Annotated in this window: 21 protein-coding genes; 5 read left to right on the top strand and 16 right to left on the bottom strand. The window is 69.7% G+C overall.

What is annotated here, in order from left to right; all coding sequences use genetic code 11:
* Positions 1 to 2,702: 2,702 nt before the first annotated feature.
* Positions 2,703 to 3,095: a VOC family protein gene (locus GTZ93_RS35155; RefSeq protein ID WP_139921466.1), complete on the bottom strand. Its 393-nt coding sequence runs from the start codon at positions 3,093 to 3,095 to the stop codon at positions 2,703 to 2,705.
* 99 nt (positions 3,096 to 3,194) lie between these two features.
* Between GTZ93_RS35155 and GTZ93_RS35160 the strand changes: the two genes are divergently transcribed.
* Positions 3,195 to 4,148, top strand: coding sequence for an oxidoreductase (locus GTZ93_RS35160; RefSeq protein WP_139921468.1), 954 nt, complete (start codon positions 3,195 to 3,197; stop codon positions 4,146 to 4,148).
* 25 nt (positions 4,149 to 4,173) lie between these two features.
* On the opposite strand, the gene GTZ93_RS35165 is transcribed toward GTZ93_RS35160, so the two are convergent.
* The gene (locus GTZ93_RS35165) at positions 4,174 to 5,046 is read right to left on the bottom strand and encodes a helix-turn-helix transcriptional regulator (protein WP_139921470.1); all 873 of its coding nucleotides are present in this window, start codon (positions 5,044 to 5,046) and stop codon (positions 4,174 to 4,176) included.
* A gap of 547 nt (positions 5,047 to 5,593) precedes the next feature.
* Here GTZ93_RS35165 and GTZ93_RS35170 point away from each other — a divergent pair.
* Entirely contained in the window at positions 5,594 to 6,748 is a 1,155-nt protein-coding gene (locus tag GTZ93_RS35170) for an FAD-dependent oxidoreductase (protein WP_257979407.1), read from the top strand.
* Between the two features lie 27 nt (positions 6,749 to 6,775).
* Here GTZ93_RS35170 and rsmG read toward each other — a convergent pair whose 3' ends face one another.
* The 6 genes from rsmG to GTZ93_RS35200 form a co-directional block, all read right to left on the bottom strand.
* Positions 6,776 to 7,429, bottom strand: coding sequence for a 16S rRNA (guanine(527)-N(7))-methyltransferase RsmG (gene rsmG / locus GTZ93_RS35175; protein ID WP_120579475.1), 654 nt, complete (start codon positions 7,427 to 7,429; stop codon positions 6,776 to 6,778).
* Between the two features lie 76 nt (positions 7,430 to 7,505).
* Positions 7,506 to 9,347: a tRNA uridine-5-carboxymethylaminomethyl(34) synthesis enzyme MnmG gene (gene mnmG / locus GTZ93_RS35180; RefSeq protein WP_139921474.1), complete on the bottom strand. Its 1,842-nt coding sequence runs from the start codon at positions 9,345 to 9,347 to the stop codon at positions 7,506 to 7,508.
* 476 nt (positions 9,348 to 9,823) lie between these two features.
* Positions 9,824 to 10,417 (bottom strand): hypothetical protein, encoded by a 594-nt coding sequence (locus GTZ93_RS35185; RefSeq protein WP_139921476.1) that lies wholly within the window; start codon positions 10,415 to 10,417, stop codon positions 9,824 to 9,826.
* Between the two features lie 82 nt (positions 10,418 to 10,499).
* Positions 10,500 to 11,177 (bottom strand): glutathione S-transferase family protein, encoded by a 678-nt coding sequence (locus tag GTZ93_RS35190; RefSeq protein ID WP_120579471.1) that lies wholly within the window; start codon positions 11,175 to 11,177, stop codon positions 10,500 to 10,502.
* Between the two features lie 37 nt (positions 11,178 to 11,214).
* Positions 11,215 to 11,676, bottom strand: a complete 462-nt coding sequence (locus tag GTZ93_RS35195; protein WP_120579470.1) for a macro domain-containing protein — start codon at positions 11,674 to 11,676, stop codon at positions 11,215 to 11,217.
* Between the two features lie 40 nt (positions 11,677 to 11,716).
* On the bottom strand, positions 11,717 to 14,554 hold the full coding sequence (locus GTZ93_RS35200) for a M16 family metallopeptidase (RefSeq protein WP_180946045.1): 2,838 nt from the start codon (positions 14,552 to 14,554) through the stop codon (positions 11,717 to 11,719).
* 229 nt (positions 14,555 to 14,783) lie between these two features.
* On the opposite strand from GTZ93_RS35200, the gene GTZ93_RS35205 reads away from it, so the two are divergent.
* A complete protein-coding gene (locus GTZ93_RS35205) occupies positions 14,784 to 15,173 on the top strand; it encodes a hypothetical protein (protein WP_139917467.1) in 390 nt (129 codons plus the stop codon).
* Between the two features lie 21 nt (positions 15,174 to 15,194).
* On the opposite strand, the gene GTZ93_RS35210 is transcribed toward GTZ93_RS35205, so the two are convergent.
* Positions 15,195 to 16,181, bottom strand: coding sequence for an aldo/keto reductase (locus tag GTZ93_RS35210; RefSeq protein WP_139917469.1), 987 nt, complete (start codon positions 16,179 to 16,181; stop codon positions 15,195 to 15,197).
* A gap of 238 nt (positions 16,182 to 16,419) precedes the next feature.
* Here GTZ93_RS35210 and sppA point away from each other — a divergent pair, with 238 nt between their 5' ends.
* Complete coding sequence (sppA, locus tag GTZ93_RS35215; protein WP_139917470.1) at positions 16,420 to 18,213, top strand: signal peptide peptidase SppA; 1,794 nt, start codon at positions 16,420 to 16,422, stop codon at positions 18,211 to 18,213.
* A 1-nt stretch (position 18,214) separates the two neighbouring features.
* Here sppA and GTZ93_RS35220 read toward each other — a convergent pair whose 3' ends face one another.
* Entirely contained in the window at positions 18,215 to 18,778 is a 564-nt protein-coding gene (locus GTZ93_RS35220) for a cysteine dioxygenase (protein WP_257979110.1), read from the bottom strand.
* 323 nt (positions 18,779 to 19,101) lie between these two features.
* Between GTZ93_RS35220 and GTZ93_RS35225 the strand changes: the two genes are divergently transcribed.
* On the top strand, positions 19,102 to 20,112 hold the full coding sequence (locus tag GTZ93_RS35225) for a GspE/PulE/PilB domain-containing protein (protein WP_139917474.1): 1,011 nt from the start codon (positions 19,102 to 19,104) through the stop codon (positions 20,110 to 20,112).
* 9 nt (positions 20,113 to 20,121) lie between these two features.
* On the opposite strand, the gene GTZ93_RS35230 is transcribed toward GTZ93_RS35225, so the two are convergent.
* The 6 genes from GTZ93_RS35230 to yidC all read right to left on the bottom strand — a co-directional run bounded on the left by GTZ93_RS35230 (position 20,122) and on the right by yidC (position 26,496).
* A complete protein-coding gene (locus tag GTZ93_RS35230; protein WP_120576125.1) occupies positions 20,122 to 20,730 on the bottom strand; it encodes a Uma2 family endonuclease in 609 nt (202 codons plus the stop codon).
* A 77-nt stretch (positions 20,731 to 20,807) separates the two neighbouring features.
* Positions 20,808 to 22,169 (bottom strand): tRNA uridine-5-carboxymethylaminomethyl(34) synthesis GTPase MnmE, encoded by a 1,362-nt coding sequence (gene mnmE / locus GTZ93_RS35235; RefSeq protein ID WP_167548582.1) that lies wholly within the window; start codon positions 22,167 to 22,169, stop codon positions 20,808 to 20,810.
* Positions 22,166 to 23,296 (bottom strand): collagen-like triple helix repeat-containing protein, encoded by a 1,131-nt coding sequence (locus GTZ93_RS35240; RefSeq protein ID WP_219629063.1) that lies wholly within the window; start codon positions 23,294 to 23,296, stop codon positions 22,166 to 22,168. Before GTZ93_RS35240 ends, mnmE begins: the two co-directional genes overlap by 4 nt.
* Positions 23,297 to 23,604: 308 nt before the next feature.
* Positions 23,605 to 23,832 (bottom strand): hypothetical protein, encoded by a 228-nt coding sequence (locus GTZ93_RS35245; RefSeq protein WP_139917477.1) that lies wholly within the window; start codon positions 23,830 to 23,832, stop codon positions 23,605 to 23,607.
* A gap of 46 nt (positions 23,833 to 23,878) precedes the next feature.
* Positions 23,879 to 24,676 carry a hypothetical protein gene (locus tag GTZ93_RS35250; protein ID WP_139917479.1) on the bottom strand — a complete coding sequence of 266 codons (798 nt, stop codon included), beginning with the start codon at positions 24,674 to 24,676 and terminating at the stop codon, positions 23,879 to 23,881.
* Entirely contained in the window at positions 24,673 to 26,496 is a 1,824-nt protein-coding gene (gene yidC / locus GTZ93_RS35255; RefSeq protein ID WP_139917481.1) for a membrane protein insertase YidC, read from the bottom strand. Before yidC ends, GTZ93_RS35250 begins: the two co-directional genes overlap by 4 nt.
* Positions 26,497 to 26,520 lie beyond the last annotated feature (24 nt).

The following is a 26,520-nucleotide window of genomic DNA, read 5'->3' on the forward strand; positions in this document are numbered from 1 at the left end:
TTCGTGCCCCCATCAGGTGGATGCGTTGGGCCCAGCCACGACCGCCGGCGGTTCCACGTGGAACACGCGCCATGCCGCTGCGAGCACCACGCCGCGAGAGAACGCCCCTCCGCTTTTCGCGAACCACGCCAACCGAGGCCGCTCACGACCGGCGTTCCCGCAGCCGCATCCGTTGGCGTGAGCAGCGCGATGCGACCGGACCAGGCACTTCCCACGAACTCCGTTCAACGCGGGCGGCGCATCGGAGGTGAGCCAGTCCACGCAGCCGGCGTCCCGAGGATGCGCACCGCGATGAGGAAGGACGGTCTGCTGCTTTTCGCGAACCGCACCAACCGATGCCGCCCACGCCAGGCGCATTCCGTAACCGCATCAACCAACCCGAGCAGCGTGATGCGGCCGGACGGTCTGGGCACTTCCCACGAACCCCGTTCAACGCAGGCGGTGCATCGAAGGTGAGTCGCGCGGCATGAACGACCGACCACGGATGCGAGCACCGCCACGCGGAAGCGCGGGCTGAGCTTTCGGAACGGCGTCAGTTGAAGGTCGTTCATCCAGGCCAGCCGGCCCACGTGGAACCCGCATGAGGGCGAGCATCGCCATGCGGAGGAGCAGTCCGCCGCGTTTCGCGGACCACGCCAACGACAGGCCGGGCATCCATGCCGCGCGTTCCACGTGGAACACGCATGAGCGCACGGACCACGCCATGCGGAAGAACGCTCCGCGCGTTTCGCGGACCACGCCAACCCAAGGCCGCGCACACGTGCCAGCAGGTTCCACGTGGAACACGCGCACGCGGCGGCGAGCACACGATGCGAAGCGCGGCATTCAGGGCGGATCCCATCAGCCCAAGTCCGTGGGTCAGCGCCGCTGCTTCACGCGAACCCCGCCACACCGTTTCGAACAGGCGGCGCGAAAGAAGGCCCAGCATCTGGCGCGGACAACGACGGCTCCGAGTCATGGCCCAACACAGGCCAAGCCGTTCCACGTGGAACACGCGCATGCGGTCGCGAGCACCTGCGCGGAGAAAGGCCCGGCATCCATCGCGGACAACGGCACCCCATCAAGACGGCAGGCCCGCATGGCCCGTTCCACGTGGAACACGTTCACGTCATCTCGCGCATGCGGCGAGCACCGCTCCAGCATCTGGCGTGAACCACTTCTGCTTGCCCCGTTGTTTCTCACGCGGCCCGTTCCACGTGGAACACGCTCACGCATCCGCGAACACGGTCAGGTGGAAGCACGGTCCGGAAGCCGTAGCGGTCTGACCATGCCCAGGCAGTGGATCCACCGGCACGTTCCACGTGGAACACGCTCAAGCCAACCCCACCACTGCGCTTCGACAGAGCCTTCAGCGCTTCATGCGGACCGTGGTCGCGGAAGGCACGGTCCACCACCATGAGGTTCCACGTGGAACACGCAGTCGCCTCCATCAGCTTCACCGGCCATGAACTCGCTGGTGCCTGTTGAGCGCGTTGCTCACTTCAAGCGCCGCATCCATGCCGGGACGTTCCACGTGGAACACGTCACGGAGGCCGCGAAGTGGAAGTGCCTGAACCACTTCCAGCACGCGCGATTCGACCCGTGGTTGGGGAAGGAGCAACCAGCCTGGGGCTCCCTTTCATCCACCGCGCATCGCATCCGCCATCCATGAACCGCCGCATGGATGCTTGTCCGGATCCGATACCCAAAGGCCTGCGAACCGCCGTGCCGCGAGCCTGATGTGGAGCCGGTCACGCGGTCTCTTCTTCATCCCCCAACAGCACATCCAATGCGCTGCCCCTCACGCTGACGACCGCTGTCCGAGCAACCAGGGGAGCCCCTTCTTGGAGCGTGTTCCACGTGGAACATGCGAGGCCGCATGAGCGCCAGCTCCCCTCCCCTTCGCACCATCAAGCGCTCCAGGTCAGCCACGGTTCAACGCCACGGCGAACAACCGCGTGTCGCTTCAACGCTTGTTCGCCAGCGCCTCCACACGCGGACCGGAGGTCGGCCGTGTTCCACGTGGAACACCGGTCGGCCACTCAGCCCGTGCCTCCATCGCTTCGTCCCTTTCAGCGATGCCCGTCGCGCACCGGATCCGATGGTGGGCGGAACTCATGACTGCGAGGTCCTGTGCATGCTCATGCCTGGGTGCGAAGCAGCGGTGTGATGCGGGTCCACCTGCATGCCCATGCGCGAACAACGACGTGAGTCCGCTCCTTCGCGAACAGGCTTCCACGCGGACCCTCGTGGTCCTCAGACAGGACTCAACCGCATCAACCTTCGGGTCCATCCGCGGGACTTCAGTCAGCGCGTGTTCCACGTGGAACGTGGGCATCACGTGCGTCCGCGTTCCGCTTCACGCCTCTCGCCGTGAACGTGTTCCACGTGGAACGCGGAGCCACATGAGAAACGAACGCATCCGACCGACTCCGCCTTGGGCGTTCCACGTGGAACAGGAAGCCACCCAACGTTGGAGCAGGGAGTCCGGCCCGCATGTGCTTTCGCGCCGAGCCCTCGGACATGCGCTCCATCCGCATGGAGGTCCGGGGACTCAAGTCGATGCCGTGATTCACGGCGACGGTCCCGAACTTCGCTTCATCACGCGGCTGAACTCGATGACGTGTTCCACGTGGAACGCGAAGCCTCGGGACCCGCGAACGCATCCGGGCGACTCGGCCACAGACGTTCCACGTGGAACACGCGCCGCCGCGCTTCACCGTTCAGCGCGACCAGGCGGCTTGCTGAAGCACGACGCGGTAGCCGTCCGGATCCTCGAAGGTCCTTCCGTTCGCATCCCAGTACGGATTGCGCGACCGCACCGGCGCGAAGCCCGCGGCCTCCATGCATCGGACCCGCTCCGCCCACGCCTCCGGGTCCGGCACGTAGAAAACCAGGAGGTGGTCTTCGGACGGAGCTCGCGGTGCTTCGTGTCCGTGCTCCATCGTGAACTCCAGGTGATACGGCGCCCCCGCATGCCCGAGCATCACGCCGTCGAACCCCGCGTGGTCCTCGAACCCTCCGAGCACCTCGAAGCCCAACCCGTTCCGGTAGAAGCGCACCACCGCGTCCAGGTCCCGTGTCGGCCTCGCGACCCGCAACTTCACCGCGTCCATGTGTCGCCCTCCCCTTCCCGGATCCGCATCCGGGTGGTGCCAGACATAGGATGAATTGACGCTCTTTTCGCGCGGACCGCGGGCCTGCACCTTGTGCCCATGACCACGAAACAGCAGCCCCTGAACTCCGGCTTCGGCGCGACCACCACCGCACGCGAGGCGCTCGGCAACACCCGGCTGGATGGCACCGTCGCAATCGTGACCGGCGGCTACGCGGGCATCGGACTGGAGACCACCCGCACGCTCCACGCCGCGGGTGCCACCGTCATCGTCCCCGCGCGGACTCCCGACAAGGCGCGCGCCGCGCTCGCTGGATTGGAGCGTGTGGAGCTGGAGCCCATGGACCTCTTCGACCCGGCGTCCATCGATGCGTTCGCATCCCGCTTCGTCGCGTCCGGCCGGCCTCTGCACCTGCTCATCAACAACGCGGGCATCATGGCCTCACCGCTCACCCGCGACGCGCGCGGGTTCGAGTCCCAATTCGCCACCAACCACCTGGGCCACTTCCAGCTCACCGCCCGGCTCTGGCCCGCGCTGAAGCAGGCGAACGGCGCGCGCGTGGTGTGCCTGTCATCGCGCGGCCACTTCTTCGCCGGCGTCGACTTCGAGGACCCCTTCTTCCAGCAGCGCCCCTACGACAAGTGGGTCGCCTACGGGCAGTCGAAGACCGCGAACATCCTCTTCGCCGTCGGACTGGATGCGCGCGGCGAGGCCCACGGAGTGCGCGCGTTCGCCGTCCATCCCGGCGGCATCCTCACGGACCTGGCCCGGCACATGTCCGAGGAGGAGGTCCGCGCCTCCGTCGAGAACTCCAACAAGATCGAACCGCTGAAGACAGTGGACCAGGGCGCCGCGACCACGGTCTGGTGCGCGACCAGCCCCCAGCTCGCGGGCAAGGGCGGCGTCTACTGCGAGAACGTCGACATCGCCGTGATGGCGCCCGCGGACGCCACCATCCGGCGCGGCGTGAAGGACTGGGCCGTGGATCCGAAGCGGGCCGACCAGCTGTGGTCCGCGAGCGAGGCGTGGACCGGCGTTCGCTTCAATCCGTGATGATCAGCCCGCGGATTCGCGTGGGCTACGTCCGGTCCGGACCGGGCGGCGACGACGGTTGGAACAGCTTCCGCGTGCGCTCCAGGTTGGGACCGGGACGCGGCGAGTAGAAGGACACGCGCAGCTCCCGGCCGTCGGGTTCCGAGTACGTGAGCGTGACGTTCTCGAACGCGACGGGCCCCCACTTCGGAAGGAGGAACACCTTCACCATGGAGGCGGTCTCCACCACGTCGTGCTCGCTCCAGAGGCGCGCGAACTCCGGGCTCGCGGACTGGAGCTTCTCCGCCAGCGCGTCGAACTCCGACCGGTCCGCGGCCCTCGCGGCGTCCATCCGGAACCCCGCCACGGCGCGGCGCACCGCCTCATCCCACGAAGGCATGCACGCGCGCCGCTCTGGATTCATGAACAGCGCCCACAAGCCGTTGCGCTCCTCCAATGAAGAGGCCGGAAGTTCCAGGTCCGCGTAGAGGACCGTCGCCGCCGCGTTCCACGCGACGATGTCCCACCGTCGAGTGGAGACGAGCGCCGGAAAAGGATGCGCATCGAGCAGTCGTTGAAGCGCGTCGCTGACCGACTCCGGTGAGCGCACGGGCATGGGCGCGGGCCGGCCGTGCGCCAACGCGAAGAGGTGCAGACGTTCCGTCGGCGTGAGGCGGAGCGCGACCACCAGGCGCTCCAGCAGCGGTTCGGAGATGTGGATGTCCCTCCCCTGCTCAAGCCACGTGTACCAACTGACGCCCACGTCGGCGAGCCGCGCCAGTTCCTCGCGGCGAAGGCCCGGCGTGCGTCGCCGCGAACCGGAAGGAAGTCCCACGTCCTCCGGACGCAAACGCTCACGGCGGCTGCGAAGGAAGTGCGCGAGCTCGACGCGCCCGGAGCTGCGGGAGGTGTCCGTCACGCGGCGGAACGTTAGGCGAACCGTCCGCGTGAGGCATCGACACCGTGTGTTCCACGCATCCCACGCGGACGCTCGTGAGGTGCCCTCCCCTCCTCCCGACCGGGTTCTCCAAACCTGTCCGACTGTCGGACAAGTTCGTGCGGCGCGACTCGGACGGGAGGCCCTGCTGCTTCCCCGTGCGATGGATCCGAGCACCGCTGAAGCGGTCGCGGATCCGCGTCACCGTTCCAGGTGCTCCACCACGCGCTGAAGCAGGCTCACCAACTGCGCCTTCTCCTTCGCGCTGGACCGCGCCGTCGCGCTCCATGCGTGACAGCAGCTCCGCCAAAGTCGGCTGCTCCACCCGCGCCCACTTCGCCAGGTCCTTCTGCGACTTCGCGCTCCCGTCCTCTAACGCATGAAGCACCGGCAGCTGCCCATGCCGAGGCCCATCGGACGCAGGCGTCCCTCTTGAACCCGCGGCACCAGGTGCGAAGCGCGCTCAACCCCCGGCAGTCCCTTTGGGTTGCATAGGAGCCTATCTCAATTTACATAGCAAGCTATGCACATGACCAAGACAGTGGGAATCATCGGAGGTGGTCCGGGTGGGCTGACGTTGGCGCGGATCCTGGCGACACGGGGCATCGCGGCCACGGTGTTCGAGCTGGATGAGCACCCGCTCGCCCGTCCCCAGGGAGGTTCGCTGGACCTGCACGCCGACTCCGGGCTGCGCGCGCTTCGCGAGGCCGGATTGGAGGCGGAGTTCAAGGCCGTCGCCCGGTACGACGACCAGGGTGACGCCATCTATGACGCGCAGGGGACGCTCCACTTCCAGCACAACGAGGCGAGCGCCGGCGACCGGCCGGAAATCGACCGCACGCAGCTGCGCTCCCTGCTGCTGGAAAGCCTGTCCGCGGAACGGATCCGCTGGGGAAGCAAGGTGTCCGCCGTGGAGCCGCTCCCCGATGGGCGCTACCGCGTCGTGGGTCCGGCGGGTTCGCTCGGTGAGTTCGACCTGGTGGTGGGCGCGGATGGCGCGTGGTCGAAGGTCCGCCCGCTCGTGTCCTCCGCGACGCCGGCCTTCACGGGCGTGCTTTTCATCGAGCTGCAAATCGACGACGTGGACACGCGGCATCCGGAGGTCGCGAAGCTGCTCCCGCGAGGGAAGATCTCCGTGGTCGGGGGCAACCAGGGCCTCATCGCGCAGCGCAGCAGCCACGGCCACGTGCGCGCCTACTTCATGTTCCGGGTGTCCGAGGCACAGCTCCAACAGGGGCTCGTGGATACGTCCTCCCCTGCCCGGGCCCGCGAACAACTCAAGGCGCTGCTCCCGGGGTGGGCGCCGTCCCTGCTCGCGTTCATCGACGCGTGCAATGACAGCATCGCCGCGCGCCCCATCGTCGCGCTGCCGGTGGGCCACCGCTGGACACACCGGCCGGGAGTGACGCTGCTCGGGGACGCGGCCCACGTGATGCCGCCCTTTGGCGGCGAGGGCGTGAACATGGCGATGCTCGACGGACTGGAGCTGGGGCTCGCGCTCGCGGCGGACTCCGACTGGAGCCAGGCCGTGAAGGGCTACGAGGCTGCCATGTTCGAGCGCGCCGCCATCGCGGCCGAGGGCTCCATGCAGGGCATGGATTTCCTCTCCGAGCACGCGCTCGAGCACGTGCTGGAGCACTTCCGTGGGGTCCAGCAGGAGCTGGCGGCCCTGGGCTCGCACTGAAGCCGAGCCCGAGCGCCCTCCCCTCCCCTACTGCTTCGCGAACACCGCGACCTGTCGCTCGGCGCCGGAGAACGGGAGCCGGTACGCCCGAGCGGACACCACGCGCAGGTTGCGCTCGGCCGCGCGCGCCTGGAGCTCCGCGTCCGTCTGCTGCTTGCCCAGCATCGCCACCACGCGTCCGCCCTCCTCCAAGTACGCGGGCGCCAGGTTCAGCCAGTCCGGCAGGTCCATGAACGCGCGAGCGATGAGCACCTGCGCGCGCGGAATCCCTTCCGTCTCCGGCTTCCCTTCCGCTCGAGCGTGCAGTCCGCGCACGCCGACGAGGCCCAGGCTGGCGGCGGCGGCCTTGATGAACGCGATCTTCTTGCCCACCGTGTCCACCAGCGTCACGCCCATCTCAGGCAGCTCCAGCTTGAGTGGCAGCCCGGGGAAGCCCGCGCCCGCGCCCAGGTCCAGGAGCGACGTCGCGCCCTTCACCTCCGGCAGCACCGCGAGCGAATCCAGGAAGTGCTTCTCCAGCACCTCCTCCGGCGCGGTGATGGCCGTGAGGTTCACCTTCGCGTTCCACTTCAGGAGCTCCGCCATCAGCCGCTGGAGCTTGGGGCCCACGTCCGGTCCCACGGTGATGCCCAACGCACTGCATCCGGATGCCAGCTGATCTGAGAACCGCGCGTTATCCACAACACCTCCACCCCGAAGGGCCCTTCAAGTCCTTGGAATCACTCAGGAGAAATCAATCCCCAGAAATGTCCACACGTTATCCACAGCCCTGTTCCTGATCACTTGACGGCCCCTGTCCCCGCTTGAGAGCGACCAGGAGCAGGGACACCGCGGCAGGCGTCAGGCCCGGAATCCGCCGAGCCTGCCCCACCGTCCCGGGCCGGTGCGCGGACAACTTCTCCACCGCCTCCGTACCCAGACCGCGCACGTCCGTGAAGCGGAACGTTTCTGGGATGCGCCAACGGTCGGACGCCTCCGCCTCGCGCGCCGCGGCCCGGGCGGCCTGGGCGATGTAGCCCTCGTACTTCACCTCCACCTCCACCTCCTCCGCGACCTCGGGGGCGAGCACCGGGAAGTCCTCGCGCTCTTGCGCCAGCTGCGCGTACGTCACCTCCGGGCGCTTGAGCCGCATCGCCAGACCGGTGCGCTTGAGCCGCGCGACCTCCGCCATCACCGCGTGGCCCCGAGCCTCCGCGCGCTCCATGGCCTCCTTCGGCAGGAGCCCCACGCGATGCCCGTGACGCGCGAGCCGCAGGTCCGCGTTGCCCTCGCGCAGCTTGAGCCGGTGTTCGGAGCGGCTGGTGAACATGCGGAACGGTTCATCCACGCCCTTCGTCACCAGGTCATCCACGAGCACCGCGCCGTGCGCTTCGTCACGGCCCACGACGAGCGCCGGTTCGCCCTTCACCTGGAGCGCCGCCTGGATGCCGGCCCACAGGCCCTGGAAGGCGGCCTCCTCGTAGCCGGAGGTGCCGTTGAGCTGGCCCGCGAAGAACAGGCCCGCGACGGCCTTCGTCTCCAGCGTGGGGTGCAGCTGCGTGGGCGGCGCGAAGTCGTACTCCACCGCGTAGCCGTAGCGGACCACCTCCACGCGGGACAGGCCCGGGATGGTGCGCAGGAACTCCAGCTGCACGTCCGCGGGCATGCTGGTGGACAGGCCCGCCGGGTACACGAGCGGCGACGTGGGCCCTTCCGGTTCGAGGAACACCTGGTGCCGTTCCCGAGCGGCGAAGCGCACCACCTTGTCCTCCAGCGACGGGCAGTACCGGGGCCCTCGCCCCACGATGTCCCCCTGGAACAGCGGTGAGCGGTGCAGGTTGTCGCGCAGCAGCCGGTGCGTCGCCTCTGTCGTCGCGGTGAGGCCGCACATCACCGAGGGCCGACGCGGGAACGGCAGGCCCTGCTCCACCTGCGTGCGCCAGGAGAACGGCCGCACGCCGACGTCTCCCGACTGCGGAGTGACGGCGTCCCAGTCGATGCTGTCGCGGGACAGGCGCGCGGGCGTGCCCGTCTTGAAGCGGCCCAGCGTGAAGCCGAGCACGTGCAGTGACTCCGACAAGCCGCGCGCGGCTTCGTCTCCCAGTCGGCCGCCGACCTCCTTCTGCTCGCCTACGTGCATGAGCGCGCGAAGGAAGGTGCCGGTGGTGAGGAGCACCGCGCGGGCCACCACCTGGGTGCCGTCCCCCAGCACCACGCCCTTCACCCTCCCCTCTTCCGCGACGACGGCCGAGACTTCGCCCTCGAGCACGGTGAGGTTCGGCTGGGTGAAGAGCACGGCCTGCATGCCGGCGGCGTAGGCGTCGCGGTCGCAGAGGACGCGAGTGGCCTGCACGGCGGGGCCCTTGGAGGGATTGAGGACCTTGACGTGAGTGCCCGCGAGGTCCGCCGCGCGGCCCATCTGTCCGCCGAGCGCATCCAGCTCGCGCACCAGGTGCCCCTTGGCGGTGCCACCCACGGCGGGGTTGCAGCTCATCACGGCGGCGCGCTCGCGCTTGAGCGTCACGCCCAGGGTGGACAGGCCCATGCGAGCACACGCGAGCGCCGCCTCGCAGCCCGCGTGGCCCAGCCCCACCACGACGATGTCGTATCGGAGTTCCATCGCGTCCCGGGGGTATCACGCCCCGGCGCGTCCGTGGCAAGCCGACCCTGGGGACACCGTCCACCCGGCAGGTTCCTCACCCGCCTGGGCCGTGGCCCAAACACAGACATGGCCTGGCCAAGTTTGGGAGCACGCGAGGCGGGCAGTGGGAGGGGTAACAACGCCGCCCGCCTCGCGCGCACCAGTCATCGTGGATCCGTCAAGGACGCGCCTGACACACCGGTGGCGTCTCTGGCCCTTCGACGGCGATGGCATCCATGGGACCTTGCCCGCACGAGTCCCCCGGACCTCGTGCCTTCACATGGCGTCGCACACACGGGAGCCAGACCTCCCCGTGCGGTGAGGGCGCATTGGGATTTCGGACTCGAACCAGCGAGGCCGGCGGACCTCCCGTGTGCGCGACGGGGAAGGGTATAGCGGGGGGGTCTGACATTGCCGGTTCCAGGCCCTTCACCAGGGCCCGGAACCGCTCGGCGTCAGCGGGTGGCCGGGGGGTTCGACCGGCTGGGGCAGTGCACGTTCTCCGGGCAGCGCCCGTCCGACTTGGGGATGCACGCGCCGCAGCACTCCATCTCGTCCGGCCGGCACGCCGGCACGCACGCGCCGCACTGCAACACGCCGCCGCAGCCGTCATCCGCGGTGCCGCACTTCAGTCCCAGCGTGGCGCACGTCGCGCGCTGGCAGACGCAGCGGTCGTCCACGCAGGACTCGTTGGGTTTGCACCCGGGGGTGCAGGTGCTGATGGGGCCCGAAGGGTCCTTCTTCGGCTCGGCGGGCACGGGCGGGGCCACGCAGCGGCCGTGGGTGCACGTACCGGCCTGACAGTCGCCGCAGTCGATGAACCCGCCGCACCCATCCGGCGTCCGGCCACAGGCCACCATCGCCTGCGAGCACGTGGCCGGCGCGCAGCCATCCGGCGCCACGTTGTCCCGCGACGCGCGCACGGTGCCGCCACCGCTTGGCGAGCACGCGCCCCACAGTCCCAATGCCAGACACAGTCCGGCCCACCGCCCCAGGCTCCGCACCACTCCCATGTCATCCGCTCCCTGGGCTCCCGTCTCGGGAGCCATGAACGGCCCCATCATGCGCACGCCGGGCTCGGATGTCCGGATGTTCGGGGGCATGCGACGGGGCAGGGGAGGGGAGGGCGCCTCAGCGCTGGATGAGCCCGCGAGCACCCTCGATGCGCTGCGCGGCGGTCCGAGCGTCCTCCTGCTTGCGAGGCGTGGGCACGTCCAGTCCACGCTGCGACGCGGGCCGGTTCTCGATGGCGGCCAGCCACCGCTGCACGCCCGGCAGCCCGTCCAGGGACACGCCCGCCCACTCGTGCGAGCGCACCCACGCCCAGTTCGCGATGTCCGCGATGCTGTAGTCGCCAGCCAGGTACTCGTGGTCCTTCAGCCGGCTCTCCAGCACCGTGTACAGGCGGCGCGTCTCGTTCTGGTACCGGTCGATGGCGGGCTGAATCTTCTCCGGGAAGTAGCGGAAGAAGACGTTGGCTTGCCCCTGCATGGGGCCCACGCCGCCCATCTGGAACATCAACCACTGGATGACTCGCGAGCGGCCCTTCGCATCCGTGGGCATCAGCCGGCCCGTCTTCTCCGCCAGGTAGATGAGGATGGCGCCGGACTCGAAGACGGCGAAGTCGCCCTCCGCGCGGTCCACGATGGCAGGGATGCGGCCGTTGGGGTTGATGGCCAGGAACGCGGGCTGCTTCTGCACCCCGGTGGAGATGTCCAGCGCATGCACGGTGTACGGCAGCGCCAGTTCCTCCAGCGCCACGGAGACCTTGAAACCGTTCGGCGTGCCCCACGTGTACAGGTCGATCATGTCACCCTCGCTTCGCGTGTGAAGAGGTGCGCTCCGTCTAACGGCGGAAGCGCACCACGCGCACGTCGAAAGAAGGGGCATCCCCCAACGCCTCGCGCATCAACTCCAGCGCGCGGTCCTCGTTGAAGCTCCCGGAGCCCGCGCCGATGATGGGGAACGCCACGGAGCGGAAGCCATGCTCCCCGGCCCGCTCCAGCGCGTTTCGCACCGAGTCCTGGATGGACCGCGCGGACGCACGCCAGAGCATGTTGATGCCCGCGACGTGGATGATGCCCTTGAAGGGCAGGCGCCCCGGCCCGGTCACCACCGCCGAGCCCAACGGCATGGGCCCCACGCGCGCGACCTCGCGGAACGGCGCCGTGCCACCCCGGCGTTTGATGGCCCCGGACACCCCCTGGGGCAACAGCAGCCACCAGGGGATGATGTTCCGGTTCCACGCGTTGACGATGGCGTCCACCGGCTGGTCCAGCAGGTCGCCTTCCACCAGTTGCACGGGCATGGGCGGACTCTAGCGCCCATGCCCAATGACAGACACGGACTTACGGAGCCGCGGGAGCCTTGGCCGGCCCCGAAGCGGGAACCGGGGCCTGCTGCTTGGCGACGTTCGCGAAGTCACCCGCGCGCACGAGGGTGGCCTTGCTGAAGTCCAGGTGGTTGGACAGGGCCTTGCGCACGTCCTCGGCGGTCAGCTTCTGGAGCTTCGCCTCCAGCTCCGCGTCGAACTTCAGCGTGCGGCCCAGATAAAGGCCTTCGGTCAGCTGCTGCGCCAGGTTCCCATCCTGCGCCCGGGCGGACTGCCGGTACTCCAGGAGGCCCGCGCGCGCCTTGTCCAGCTCCTGCTGCGTGAAGCCCTTCTGCACGGCGCGGGTGACCTCCTCGCGCATGGCCGCCTCCAGCTTCTGGGCGTTCTGCGGCGCGTAGATGGCGTAGGTGAGGAACCAGCCCACGGTGTCCAGCTCCTGGGCGGACAGGCTGCTGCCCACGCCATAGGACAGGCCGTCCTGCTGACGCACGCGCGTGGCCAGCCGCGAGTTGAGGAAGCCACCGCCCAGCATGAAGTTGCCCATCATCATGCCGGGCCAGTCCGCGTGGTCGTCGCGAATCTGGAGCAGCTGTCCCGCGAGGAAGTACGCGTTGGCCTTGTCCGGCATCTCCAGCACGACTGACTTCGGAGCCACGTCCTGGAACGTGCGGGGCACGCGCGCGTAGGGTGCCGGGCTCTTCCATCCGTCGAGCAGGGGGCCCACGAGCGAGGTGAGCTCCTTCGCGTCGAAGTCACCCACCACCGCGAGCTCCCCGCGCGAGGCGCCGTAGAACTTGCGATGGAAGTCGCGCGCCTGCTCCAGCGTGACGGCCTTCGCGTCGGCCAGGCGTTCATCCAGGGTGGGCACGTAGTACGGGTGGCCCTTGGGGTACTGGGAGCTGAGCAGGCGCCAGAACGCGATGCTGGCCTGGGGCTGCGGCTCGCTGCGCTGCGACTCCAGCGAGGCCAGCCGCTCCTGCTTGAGGAGCGCGAACTCCTTCGCGTCGAACGCGGGCTCGCGCAGCACCTCGGCCACCAGCTTGAGAACCTCCGGGAGGCTCGCGCGAGGGCACTCGATGGAGACGCTGGCGCCCATCGCGCCGCCGTCCACGCCCACGCGGGCCTTGAGCTTGTCGAGCGCGTCGTAGAGCTGCTGGCGGGTGTGCTTCGTGGTGCCGCGCATCAACATGCCGCCCGCGTAGGTGGCGGCGGGCAGCTTGCCGTTCAAGGTCTCCGCGGTGCCCCAGCGCAGGTCCAGCGCCAGGTTGACCATCTCACCGCGCGTCTTCTTGGGCAGCAGCGCGTACTTCACGCCGTTGGCCAGCTCGCCGCGCTGCACGCGAGACTCGATGTTGGCGGGGGAGGGGTCGAAGGCCTCGCCCTGGGCGACGGCGGCCTTGCCCTGGTAGCCGTCCACCATCTTCGCCACGTCCACCGCGGGCGGCAGCTCCGAGCGGTCCGGCTTCGGCGTGGGCACGAAGGTGCCCATCGTGCGGTTGGAGCTCTTGAGGTACGCGGCGGCCACGCGGGTGACGTCCGCGGGCGTGACGGCCTCGATGCGGTCGCGGTGCAGGAAAAGCAGGCGCCAGTCGCCCACGGCGGCCCACTCGGACAGGAGGATGGCGGCGCGCTCGGAGTTGTTGAGCAGCAGCTCCGTCTGCTTCGCGAGGGCCGTCTTCGCGCGGTTCACCTCTTCGTCGGTGAAGGGCGTGCGGGAGGCCTCCTCCACGGTCTTGATCAACGCTTCACGCACGGGGGGCAGGGGCTGATCCTGGCGGGCCTCGGCGCGGAAGCCGATGACGCCCGGGTCGCGCAGCTGGAAGTTGAACGCGCCCGCGCGCGAGGCCTTCTTCGTCTCCACGAGCGACTTGTAGAGGCGGCCGGACGGCACATCGCCCAGCACCTGGGTGAGCACGTCGATGGCGGCGAAGTCGGGGTGGGCGCCCTCGGGCACGTGGTAGACGCTGGAGATGAGCTGGTTGTCGCCCACGCGGCGCAGCGTCACTTCGCGCTCACCGTCCTGGGTGGGCTCCTCGGTGTACGTGACGGGCACGGGCTCCGCGGGCTTCTGCAGCTTGCCGAAGGTGGACTGCACGAGCGCCAGGGCCTTCTCCGGCTGGAAGAGTCCAGCGATGACGAGCGTCGCGTTGTCGGGGCGGTAGTAGCGCCGGTAGAAGGCCTGGAGCCGGTCGATGGGCACGTGCTCCAGGTCCGCCTTCGCGCCGATGGTGGCCTTGCCGTAGTTGTGCCAGCGGTACGCGGCGCTCATGGTGCGCTTGAAGAGGATGCCGCGCGGATCGTTCTCGCCGGACTCGAACTCGTTGCGGACCACGGTCATCTCGCTGTCCAGGTCCTTGCGCGCGATGAAGCTGTGGACCATGCGGTCCGCTTCGAAGGACAGCGCCCACGACAGGTTGTCGTCCGATGCGGGCAGGGTCTCGTAGTAGTTGGTGCGATCCAACCAGGTGGTGCCGTTGGGACGCGCGCCGCGTTCGGTGAGGGCCTGGGGCACGTTGGGGGTGGTGGGCGTGCCCTTGAACATCAGGTGTTCGAGCAGGTGCGCCATGCCCGTCTCGCCGTAGCCCTCGTGCTTGCTGCCCACCAGGTAGGTGACGTTGACGGTGACGGTGGCCTTGGTGGGGTCCGGGAAGAGCAGGACGCGAAGGCCATTGGGCAGGCGGTATTCGGTGATGCCCTCCACGCTCGCGACGGGGGTCAGGGCGGCCGGCTTCGTCTGGGCGCGCGCGGTCGAGGAGGCAGCGGGTTTCGGAAGGGGAGCCGGGGCCCGGGCCCACACGGGCGGGGCCGCCACGAGCAGGACAGCCAGCAGGGCGAGCGGTGTACGACGCGTCATGCGGTCCTCAGGGTGCGAAGGAGTAGGCACGGGACTTCTAACCGCTCCACCGGGTCCTCCCATCCCGAGAAACCCAGGCCCACCCGGCAGGCGTCCACCCAGGGACACCCGTGGACCGTCCAGGTCCTGTTCCGCGCTTCCAACCTCACAGGTCGTCATGTATCCTGGCGCGGATCCGATGTCAGGATGGGTTGGTAGGAGATTCGCGCGTCACCAGGGAGGGTACGGAATGGCGAAGGCGATGGGCGGGGACCTGATGCTGCAGATGCTGCAGGAGTTCCGCGAGATGCAGGAGGAGTCGGAGGTGCAGTACGCGCGAACCCAGAAGGCGCTGCGGGTGCTCCGCATGAAGTGCCGGGTCGTCTACAGGAAGACCCGGATCTTCGCGGATCAGGTGCGTGCCTTCTCGCGGGAGGTGGATGGGTTCCGCGACAACATGGGGGAGCTCACCACGCACGTCTCTGAGCTGGCGAGGGAGGTAGATGGCGTCAAACGCACCCAGACGAAGATGTTCGGTCAAATGGGTCGGATGCTGAATCACCTCGCGGATGCCCAGACCACGGACCGCAAGCGCATCGACGTCCTGGAAGTGCGCATGGACGGCCCAGGGGAGAACTGAGCCCTCCATGCGCCTCCTCACTCAGGCGTAGATGCCGCCAGGCGCCATCGCGGAGCCGGCCCCCAGGACCTCCTCCACCTCGCGGACCTCCTCGGACGTCAGCCGGAAGTCCCCCGCGTGGATGAAACCCTCCACCTGCTTCGCGCTGCGCGCCCCCACGATGGCGGCGGTGACGGCCGGATCCCGCAACGTCCAGGCAAGGGCCACCTCCGCTGGAGAACGCCCATGCCTCGCGCCCACTTCACGCATGCGCTCCACCAGCGACAGGTGATGCGACAGCTTCGGCTCCTGGAAGTCCGCGCTCCCGCGGCGCCAGTCGTCATCTGGCATTGCCAGGATGCGCTCGCGTGTCATCGCCCCGGTCAGCAGGCCGGACGCCATGGGTGAATACACAATCACCCCGATGCCCTGTTTCTGGCAGTAGGGCAGCAGTTCGTCCTCGATGTCCTGATGGATGAGCGAGTACTGCGGCTGCAACGACGTGACCGGAGCAATGCGCCGCACCCGCTCCAGCTGCGAGACATTGAAGTTGGACACGCCCAACCAGCGCACCTTGCCCTGCCGTTGCAGCTCCACAAGCGCCGTCCATCCCTCTTCAAGCTCCGCCTCGGCATCCACCGGCCAGTGCACCTGATACAAATCAATGGCATCCACCTTCAGCCGGCGCAGCGACGCCTCACACTCCTTGCGCACCGAGTCCGCCTTCAACCTGCGGCTGACCTTGCCCTCGTCATCCCAGACCATCCCGCACTTGGTGAAGACATACGGGCGCTTGTCCCGGCCCTTCAGCGCCCGGGCCACCACGTCCTCGGAGTGCCCCAGCCCATACACCGCCGCCGTATCAATCCAGTTGATGCCCGAATCCAACGCGCGCTGGATGGCTTCAATGGACTGCGCGTCGTCCTGCGCGCCCCAGGCGAACACCCAGCTGCCCCCTCCAATGGCCCACGCGCCGAACCCCAGCGCCGTGAGGTCCATGTCGGAATTGCCCAACCGTCGCTTCTGCATCCCGTGCCTCCCGGGGCCGGATACCCCTGGCTCCAAGAAGGACGGTGTGCACCGCGGAGGCCCTCGCCCGGGGCCGGATGCTGGCCCGCCCCAGGGCCACCAGGAGGGGAGGGCCCTGGCTCCCCGTCCGCCGTCCATCAATGCATCGCACGCAAGCGTCGTCGGACGCGCGCGTTGATGGTAGGCCGCCAGATGGGGGAACGCCCCTCGGGTACTTGGGCACCAGGAGTCCTTCCGGATGAAACGCTTCTTCATTGGCGCGCTGGCCTTCATTGGAGCGCTGTCCATCCTCTTCGTGGTGGGTGTGGTGGGGCTGTTGATGCTCGCGGCATCGAGCAAGCCAGGCGTGCCGTCCAACCTGGTGCTGGAGCTGGACCTGCAGCAGCCGCTGCCGGAGTACACGCTGGACACGTCCCTGGCGGGCGCCTTCGGCGAGGAACCCACGTCACTCCGGGACGTAGTGGAGGGCCTGGAGAAGGGCGCCACGGACCCCCGGGTGAAGTCGTTGGTGGTGCGAATCGGGCAGCCGGGCAGCTCGGCGCAGGTGCAGGAGCTGCGGGACGCGGTGAAGGCCTTCCGCGCGTCGGGCAAGCGAGCGGTGGCCTACGCGGATGGCTTCGGTGAGGCGGGCAACGGCACGGGCGCCTACTACCTCGCGAGCGCCTTCGACGCCGTCTACATCCAGCCCTCCGGCGACGTGGGGCTCACCGGCCTGGTGATGGAGACGCCCTTCGCGCGCGACGCCTTCGCGAAGCTCGGCGTGAAGCCGGAGTTCGGCAAGCGCGCCGAGTTCAAGAACGCCGTCAACACCTTCACCGACGAGTCCTACGGCCCCCACCAGCGCGAGGCCACCGAGGCCTTCGGCGGCGGCCTCTTCCAGCAGGTGGTGAAGGGCGTGGCCGAGGGCCGCAAGCTGACCGAGGACGAGGTGCGCGCGCTCATCGACCGCGCGCCCTTCATGGGACAGGCGGCCGTGGACGCGAAGCTGGTGGACGGGCTGCGCTACCGCGACGAGATCCACGACGAGCTGAAGAAGCAGGCCGGAGACGGCGCGGAGTTCCTCTACGTGGACAAGTACCTGGAGCGTGCGGGCCGGCCGCACCAGACGGGCACCACCATCGCGCTCATCTACGGCGTGGGTGAGGTGCTGCGCGGCAAGAGCCAGTCCAACCCGCTCTCCGGCGGCCAGGTGATGGGCGGCGACACGGTGGCGGCGGCCTTCCGCAAGGCGGTGGAGGACCCGTCCGTGAAGGCCATCCTCTTCCGCGTGGACAGCCCGGGCGGCAGCTACTCCGCCAGCGACACCATCCGCCGGGAGGTGCAGCGCGCGCGTGAAGCGGGCAAGCCCGTCATCGTCTCCATGGGGACGTACGCAGCCAGCGGCGGCTACTTCGTGGCCATGGCCGGGGACAAGATCGTCGCCCAGCCGGGCACGCTGACGGGGAGCATCGGCGTGTACAACGGCAAGTTCGTCACGTCGGAGCTGTGGGCGAAGCTGGGCGTGAACTTCGACACCATCGCCTTCGGCAAGAACGCCACCTTCTCCAGCTCCGACCAGGGGTTCACCCCCGAGCAGCGCGCGCAGTTGGAGTCCGAGCTGGACACCATCTACCTGGACTTCACCAGCCGCGCCGCCCAGGCGCGGAACATGCCGCTGGAGAAGCTCCAGGCGGTCGCGAAGGGGCGCGTGTGGACGGGCGAGGACGCGCTGGAGCGCGGACTGGTGGACGCGCTCGGCGGCTACCCGAAGGCGCTGGAGCTGGCCCGCGAGGCCGCGAAGCTGGAGAAGGACGCCCCGGTCCGCATCGTCGTCTTCCCGCGCCCCCGGCCCACGGGCCAGGTGCTGTCGGAGCTCCTGGGCAAGCACGAAGCGGACAACAGCGATGACGAGGCCACCGGCCACGCCGCCATGTCGTCCCAGGTGCTGGAGCAGGTGCGGGCCGTGTACCGCGTGGGCGCGAAGCTGGGCCTCACCGGGCAGGGCGCGGAGGGGCGCATGCTGTACGCGCCGCTTCCGGAGGTGCGCTGGTAGCTCAGACGTGCAGGGGGACCGGGACGCGGCCTTCGTTGGGCCGCACCGGCCGCCCGAAGATGCTGTGGTAGCGCAGGGCGTGTGACGCGCAGCGGTGGCGCCGCGGATCGAACACGAGACAGCTGGCCACCGGTCCGGCGTAGACGTGCAGCGTGATGCCCGGCGCGTTGCCGGCGATGCTCACGCGGTGGATGGAGGTGCCCGGGTCGCGGAAGTCCACGTGCCCGGCGCCCACCGGCCCCACTCGCACCGGCGCCCCCAGCCGCGCCAGGCCGGGCTGCGTTCCGCCCTCCAGCAGGGGGTAGTTCTCCAGGAGGAACTCGCCGCGCTGGATGCTGAACCAGCACTCCTGACCGTCATGGTCATGGATGGGCGAGGCCACGCCCGGCGACCAGCAGTTGACGATGATCTCCATGCCCTCGTCGCGGTGGACGAGGTTGCGCGTGTAGCGGCCCGGTAGGAAGTGCAGGTAGGGCTTGAGGCTGGTGGGCTCCAGGTGCAGCCCCGCCATCCGCGCGTCCACCCCCGCGAGTCCCCCGGGAGCGGCACGGCGCGCGCGGAGCATCCGCACGAATTCTCTCAGGCACGCGTCAGCCATGCGTACAGGCTAGGAACGTCTGCGACATCCGGCCACCCTCGGGTCTGCCAATGAACGTCCGCTTTGTCGTCCCCCCCTCAAGGATTGAGGCGGGGTTCGTTGAAGGACGGAGAAACCGCGGGAAGGCGTGGCCGAACGGCACCTTCTGGGTCCGAGCAGGCAACCAGCACCTGGCTGCAGCTCGCCTCCTACGGTTTAACTGTAATTTTACACCCTCCTGACGTACAGGGGCAGGAGTGGTGGGCAGGTCGTCCCGGCCGGAGCACGGAGGGGGGCCGGAGGAGAACGAGATGAAGAAGCGCCTGGGGGACATCCTGCTCGCGCGGGGTGTGGTGGATGCATTGCAGTTGCAGTCGGCGCTGGCGTACCAGCGCAAGTGGGGCGTGGCGTTGGGGCAGGTGGTGGTGGACCAGCGCTTCTGCACGGCGGAGGCGGTGCTGTCCGCGCTGGCGGCCCAGTCCGGCGTGGAGTCGGTGGACCTGGACGCCTGCCCGCTCGACGCGTCGCTCGCGAGGCTGATTCCGTGCAAGGTGGCGGAGGCCCACCGCGTGGTGCCGCTGCGGCTGGAAGGGCAGGGGCTCCGGGAGGTGCTGGTGGTGGCCCTGGCCGCGCCGGCGAGCCTGGCCACGCTGGACGTGGTGAAGAGCGTGTCCGGCAAGGCGAGGGTGGTGCCCCGGCTGGCCACGGACGCGGCGCTGGGACGGGCCATCGGGCGGCTGTACCGGGGTGAGCCGGCGACGCCGCAGCGCCGTCCCGGGATGGAGAGCTTCACCCTGCCGGAGTGGGAGGAGTCCATGCCCCTGGTGGTGGGCCAGTCCCTGGCGGAGCTGACGGACATGCTGGCGCCGGAGCCCGTCCGCGAACCCGTGCGGCAGGCGGACAGCGCGAACCTGCCCATGCTGGCGCCGCTGGAGCTCCCCTGGGCACCCGTGCCGAAGCCGCGCGTGACGGAGCGCGAGCAGGTGCTCGTGTACGGATGGGGCGCGGACGCGGCGGCGGGCCTGGTGCAGGTGTTGAGCGGGGCGGGCTTCACGGTGAAGGTGGCGAGCACGGGGGACGTGTGCGCCGCGACCGAGGCGCAAGTGGTGGTGGCGCCGCTGCCCGCGATGGAGGTGCTGGCGCAGCGGCTGCGCGCGCAGGTGCTGGTGGCGGGCAAGGCGCCGGAGCGGGACCTGCCCCGCGCGCAGGCCGTGCATGCGCGAGGCTTCGTGGCGGCGCCGGTGGATCCGGATCTGCTGCTGCGCTCCGTGCGGCGGCTGTCGCGCGCCTCCGACGAAGCGCGCCTCAAGCACGCGAGCTGAAGCGCGGCTTCAGGGCACCGCAACGAGCCGGGGCATCTCCTCCGGCGCGTCGGGGAGCCACAGCGAGCCGAGCTCCAGGGGGACGGAAGTAAAGGGCTCGGCGCGCACCAGGGCGTCGTCCTCGTGGCTCGCGGTGAGGAGCCAGCCGCGCTTGAGTCGCTGGTAGACCTCCAGCGTGCGCGCGACGGGGTCCACCAGCCAGACGTAGGACACGCCGGCCCGCGCATACAGGGGCAGCTTGCGGGCCCGGTCCAGCGCGGTGGTGGCGGGGGTGAGGACCTCGCAGACCCAATCCGGCACCAGGGTGAAGAAGGCGGCGCCGGGCTCCGGCGGGGCGGCCACGCGCTCACGGCGCCACGCGGCCAGGTCGGGCACGAGGATGTCCTCGCCCAGGTGCAGCTCCGGCGCGCGCAGGAGACACCAGCGGCCGTTGCCGCCACGGCGCGTATCCAGCCGCTCTCCCAACTCCACGCCCATCATGAAGGCCGCGCGAGCGGGCGCCACGGAGAGGCGGGGCGAGGCCACCAGCTCGCCATCGAGGATTTCCCCGACCCAGCCCGACGGAAGCGCCGAGAGCAGGGAGTGGGAGGTGGGTTGAAGGTGCTGAAGTGCCGTCATGAATCCTCGGGGAGCGCCGGTGAACGCGAGGCATTCTAGGGAGGGGTCTGACATGCGGACCGCCACCCGCGAAGGCGCTACTTCCCGATGCAGAAGCGCTGGAAAAGGGTGTCCAGAAGCGCTTCGGAAACGCTGGTTCCGGACACCTCGCCCAGGGCCTCCAGCGCGAGCCCCACCTCGCCGGAGAGGACCTCCAGGGTGGACACGCGTGACGCCGCTTCTGCACGGCCCAGCGCCTCGGCGGTGCGACGCAGGGCGTCCGCGTGACGCTCTGAGACGAGCGCCACCGCAGAGGGGGTGCCACCGCCCCACAGCCACGTGAGCACGGAGGTCCGGAGCGCCTCCACGCCCTCGCCCGTGAGGCCGCTGACGCGCGGCGGGGCAGGGGAGGGGAGGGCGGCGGAGCCGTGTTCCTCCCGAGCCTCCAGCATCACGTCGCACTTGCCGGTGACGGAGAGCACGGGTGTGGCGCCAGCCTCGCGCGTCCAGGACGAGGCCTCGTCCCGCGAAGTCCCCGGCGGCAGCACGAGCACGGCCAGGTCCACGGCCGCGAGCAGTTCCCGAGTGCGCGCGATGCCCAGGGCCTCCACGCGTCCGGGAGCCTCTCGCAGGCCAGCGGTGTCGTAGAGGGTGACGCCCAGGCCGTCCCATTCGACGCGAGCCTCCAGCGCGTCGCGGGTGGTGCCGGGCTCGTCATCCACCAGCGCGCGGGCCTCGCCCACCAGCCTGTTGAACAGCGTGGACTTGCCCGCGTTCACCGGGCCGTACAGCGCCACGCGAGCACCCTGGCGCACCAGCCGTCCACGGCCCACCTCCGCGCGCAGCGCTTCCGCGGCGGAGCGCAACGCGGTGACGCGAGGACCGGCTTCCGCGTCCGCGCCCTCCGCCTCGTCAGGGAAGTTGAGGACGCCTTCCAGGTCCGCGTGCAGCTCGCGCAGCGGCGTCTCCAGCGCGCGGATCCGCTCGGCCAACGCACCGGACAGACCGGCCGCGGCGGCGCGCACGGCAGCCTCCGAATCCGCGGCCACCAGGTCCGCGACCGCCTCCGCGCGGGTCAGGTCGATGCGGCCATTCAGGAACGCGCGCCGGGTGAACTCACCGGGAAGCGCCGGACGCACACGCTCGTCCTCCAGCGCCCGCGAGAGCAGCAGCCGCAACAGTCGCGGACTGCCATGCGCCTGCAGCTCCACCACGTCCTCGCCGGTGAAGGACCGGGGCGCCTGGAAGTAGAGGAACAGGCCCTCATCCAGCACCGCGCCCGCCGCGTCCACGAACGACGCCAGGTACACATGGCGCGGCGTGGGAGACGCGGGGACACCGGGCGCGAGCCTCCGCCCCACCTCCAGCGCGGCCGGACCGGACACGCGGAGGATGCCCACCGCCCCCGAGGCGGGAGCGGTGACGAGCGCGACGATGGTGGTGGAGTCAGCCCGGATCATTGGCACGAGGCGCCGAGGGACGTCAGGTCCTCCAAGAAGGTGGAGGCACAGCCCAGGATGGAACCTTCTTCCGCCGCCGGTCGGGACGAGAGCGTCGAGTGAGCCATCAGGACCGTCGTCCCGCCCTTCACGTAGCCCGCGGGGGAGAAGTTTTCGATGCTGGAATGATCAATCCGAAGGGTCACCCCGTTCCAAGGATTGGAGTCCACATAGAAGCCATGACCGGAAAGGCTCGACGTCCCAATCAGCTTGCTGGAGCGCACGACCAACCGCCCACCCGATGATTCGTTTGGGAATACGCCCACGGACACGGCCGCGGACAGGCCGCCCTGACCCACGGTGACCTCGGAATCCACGAGGGACGTGTTCGCGCCGTCGTCGGCCTGCACGCCGATGTTGCGCGGGCCGCCCTGGGCCCCCGCGGAGATGAGCAGGCGCCGCAGATGAACCGCATGCCCCCCGTAGGTCCGCACGCCCGTCACCGCCTTGGTGGGAATCTCGCCCAGCGCCTCCACCCGTGAGTCCTCCACGGTCACGTAGCTGTAGTCGAAGGCGCACCCCAGCACCTCGCCGGTGGAGGACTCGGCGCGGATGTCCGCGTGGGAAATCACGTTCATCCACATGGTGGCCACCATCGAGTAGTACACGCCGGCCGTGAACGTCTTGCCGTGAAGCGCTTCGAGCCGGACGTCCCGCACCGTGAAGTAGGGGCTGCCGCTGTAGAGCGCCACCGACCGGTCTCCACCGCCCGTGTTGCCGATGTAGAGGTCACGAACCCCGGCCCACACCCATCCCTCCACCGTGGCATTGCCAGACGTGGAGGACACGACGCGGGAGACCTGGGCACCCCGGCCCCGCAGGTACACGCCCTGCTTCAACGTCAGCCCCGTGTTCCCCAGATCGTAGGTCCCGGCCCCCAGCTCCAGCACCCAGACCTCCGAACCATCCGAGGGCACGGCGTCGACAGCGGCCCGCAGCGCGGCACCCGACTCCAGCGCGGTGGCGCCCAGCGGAATCAGCCGGATCCGCGCGGTTGCGAGCACGTCCGCGGTGGAGTCCCCCGTGTCACCCTTGGGGCCCGTGGCACCGGTCGCCCCCGCGGGCCCCGGAATCCCCTGAGGTCCCACCGCGCCCACGGGCCCCTGAGGTCCCGTCGCACCGTCAGCACCCTGGGGACCGGGCGCGCCCGCCGGCCCCTGAGGGCCTCGAGGGCCCATCTCCCCCATGGGCCCCTGTGTCCCCGAGGGTCCCGCCTCGCCTGACTTGCAGGCCGAAACGAACAACAGCAACGCCACCAGTGCACGACGAATAGACGAAGCACCCACGGGAGCAGCCCCCTCGAAACGGAAGGCGCACATTCTCACCTGGGATGCGTCCGCACCGGAAGGAGGCCTGCCCACGCCCGGGAGAGGGGCCGCGGAGGCCCCTTTTCCTCCTACCGGACGCCCTGCGGCGGAGTGGAGCCGCGAGCGGCGCGCTCCACGACGTCGCGGTGCTCCTCGATGTACTTCTCCACCTCGGCGTCGTCGACCGCCAGGTCGCGCAGCACGCCCGGGTAGACGAAGCGGAACGCCGGGGACTCCTCGTCCCCTCGCAGGCGGAAGCTCATCTTCAGCACCGCCGCGCCGTACAGCTTGTCCTTCAACCCCTTCGCCTTACCCATTCGCTCCTCTCGCGCCCGCCGGTGGCCCCGAAGCGGGCACACCTGCTCAGGCGTCGACGTCGTCCTCGTCGTCGTCCGGCAGCAGGCTCCGCTTGGGCATCGGGGCGGGCTTCGCCGGGGTGAACACCACGCGTCGGTTGCGGCCTTCGCCTTCCGCCGCCACCTTCACTCCACCCACTCCTTCTACTGCCTTCAGGACGCGCGCGCGGTCCTCAGTCTTCATCGCGGCGAACGCATAGAAGCGCCCCAGGCTGGCGGACTTCTCCGCGAGCTTGCGGACGGCCTCCCGGAACGCCGGATCCTCTTCGACCTGCAGCGTGCGCTCGTCCGCCTCCGCGCTCTTCGCGGGGGCCTGTGCCTGCGCGGGCTTCGCGGCCTGCTGCGCCGGCTGCCCACCCCGGGCGTTGCGCTGCTGCGGCTGCGCGGCCGGAGCGGGCGCAGCGGCCCGGGCCGGCGGCTGCGCGGGAGTGGCGGCAGCCGCCTGCGCCACGGACGTGACCGGAGCGGCAGCGGCGGCCTGCTGCTGTGCCGCCGCGTCACGGCGCGGCCGGGGCTCCGGGTGGGCGCCCGCGCCCAGCATCACCCAGCGGCGCTCCACGCCGGGGCGGTGGAGCATCTTGTTGAGCAGGAACTGGAGCGAATCCAGCACCTGGCTGCGCTTGCCCGGCTCCACGCTCGGAGGCGTGCCGGACTCGAAGTGGAGCGCCACGGACAGGCTGCCGTCGGTGGCGTCCTGCAGGTCCAGCCGCGCGGGGAACCCCATCAGCCCGAGGATGTCCGTGAGCAGCTTCTCCACCCGGGGGCGGAAGTCCCCGCCGCCCGCCACCACCTGTGCCCCGCTCACTTGCGTTTGCCTCCCCCGGCGGTGACGACCGCCGGCGTCCCGCCGCCCGTCTGGTTCTTCTTGTTGCGGTCCAGCCACTTGCGCAGGCCCCACTGCTGGCCGATGGAGAGCACGTTGTTCGTGAAGATGTAGAGCGACAGGCCGGCCGGGTACTGGAGCAGCGTGAAGGTGAAGATGATGGGCATCACCCAGGTCATCATCCGCGCCTGCGCCGCGTCCATCATCTGCGGCTGCATCTTCTGCGTGATGATCATCGACACGCCCAGCGCCAGCGGCAGGATGTACGTTGGGTCCTTGTAGGTGAGGTCACGCCAGATGGGGCCGAAGAAGGGCTCGCCGTAGATTTCGAAGCTGTTGCGCAGCGACGTGAACAGGGCGATCCACACCGGCATCTGGATGAGCAGCGGCAGACAGCCGCCCAGGGGGTTCACCTTCGCCTCCTGGTACAGCTTCATGATCTCCATGTTCTGGCGCTCTTTGTCGTCCGCGAACTTCTTGCGGATCTCCTCCATCTTCGGCTGGAGCACCTTCACCGCCTCCATGCTGACCATGGAGCGGTAGGTGAGCGGCAGCAGCACCAGCTTCACCACCACGGTGAGCAGGATGATGGCGACGCCCCAGTTCCCCACGATGCCGTGGAAGAACTTCATGACGGCCAAGAGGATCTTGCAGACCACCGCCCAGATGCCGAAGTCGACCGTGTCCTCCATCATGGGATGGAAGGTCGTGGTGGACAGGCCCGCCACCGAGCGCAGCTCCGCGCCGGGCACCAGGCGCAGCAGGTCCGGATCCTTGGGGCCCGCGTAGCCGCCGAAGCGGAACGTGGCCACCTGGCCGGGGGCCACGTTGAGCGGGAAGCCCGCGGACACCTCGCGCGCGGTGGGCGTGGCGGTCAGCGTGCAGTGGCCGTTGAGCGCGCCGTCCAGCGGGTAGAGCGCGGACAGGAAGTACTGCTGGTTGATGCCGAAGAAGGAGATGGGACCCTTCGTCTCCTCCGGCGGCTTGTCGCCCGGGGACAGGTTGTGGAGCTTGTCCTCCACCCAGCACGTGGAGCGGCTCAGGTTGCCCACGCCGCCGAAGAAGGACGGCGCGTGCTCGAACTCCGGATCGATGGCGCGACCGTAGTGCACCTTGAGCTCGCCCGACTGCGCCTGGGCGGAGGTGTTGCGCACCTGGAGGGTGTAGGTGAACTCGAAGCCCTCGCGCGGCCACAGCACCGTCTTCGTCACCTCCCACGGACCCTGGCGGCCGGTGAACACCACGCTGCCGCCGTTGTCGGTGGGGCCCTCCTGCACGGCGTAGCGGGTGTTCGCCGCCAGCGGAGCAGCGCCCTCAATCGTCACCGCGAGCGGCAGGGGCTGGCCGGGGACCGGGTGCGCCACGTTCATCTGCGGCGGCGGGGGGATGTCCTTGCCGAAGAGCTTCTCGAAGCCCTCCTTGACGGTGAGCGACTGCTGCTCGCGCATCTTCGTGCCCTGGAGCACGGCGGAGGTGAGGCCGGCGCCCTCCGAGGAGAAGGTGTACTTCACCTCCGGGCGGGCGAACTCCGCGGTGCGCGCGGGGGGCGGCGGGACCTCCGCGTGGGTGCCTGCGTCCTCGCCTCCCGCACCCGGCGGCGGCACGGCGGCCATGCCCGGGGTGCCGGCGTCCAGCGTGGCGGCGACTTCGACGCCCGCGTCCGTCCCCTCCGCGCCCGGGGGCGGTCCCTTGGGGGCGAAGAAGAAGGTGTAGGCGGCGGTGGCGGCGAAGGAGAGGGCGAGCGCCAGGAGCAGCCGCTTCTGTGAATCGTTGGACTGGGGCGACAGCGGGTCGTTCGTCATGGAGTTCCCTATGCCCCGGCGGCA

Origin of the sequence: Corallococcus exiguus, from assembly GCF_009909105.1 — a bacterium.
In the GTDB taxonomy this organism is placed as follows: domain Bacteria; phylum Myxococcota; class Myxococcia; order Myxococcales; family Myxococcaceae; genus Corallococcus; species Corallococcus exiguus.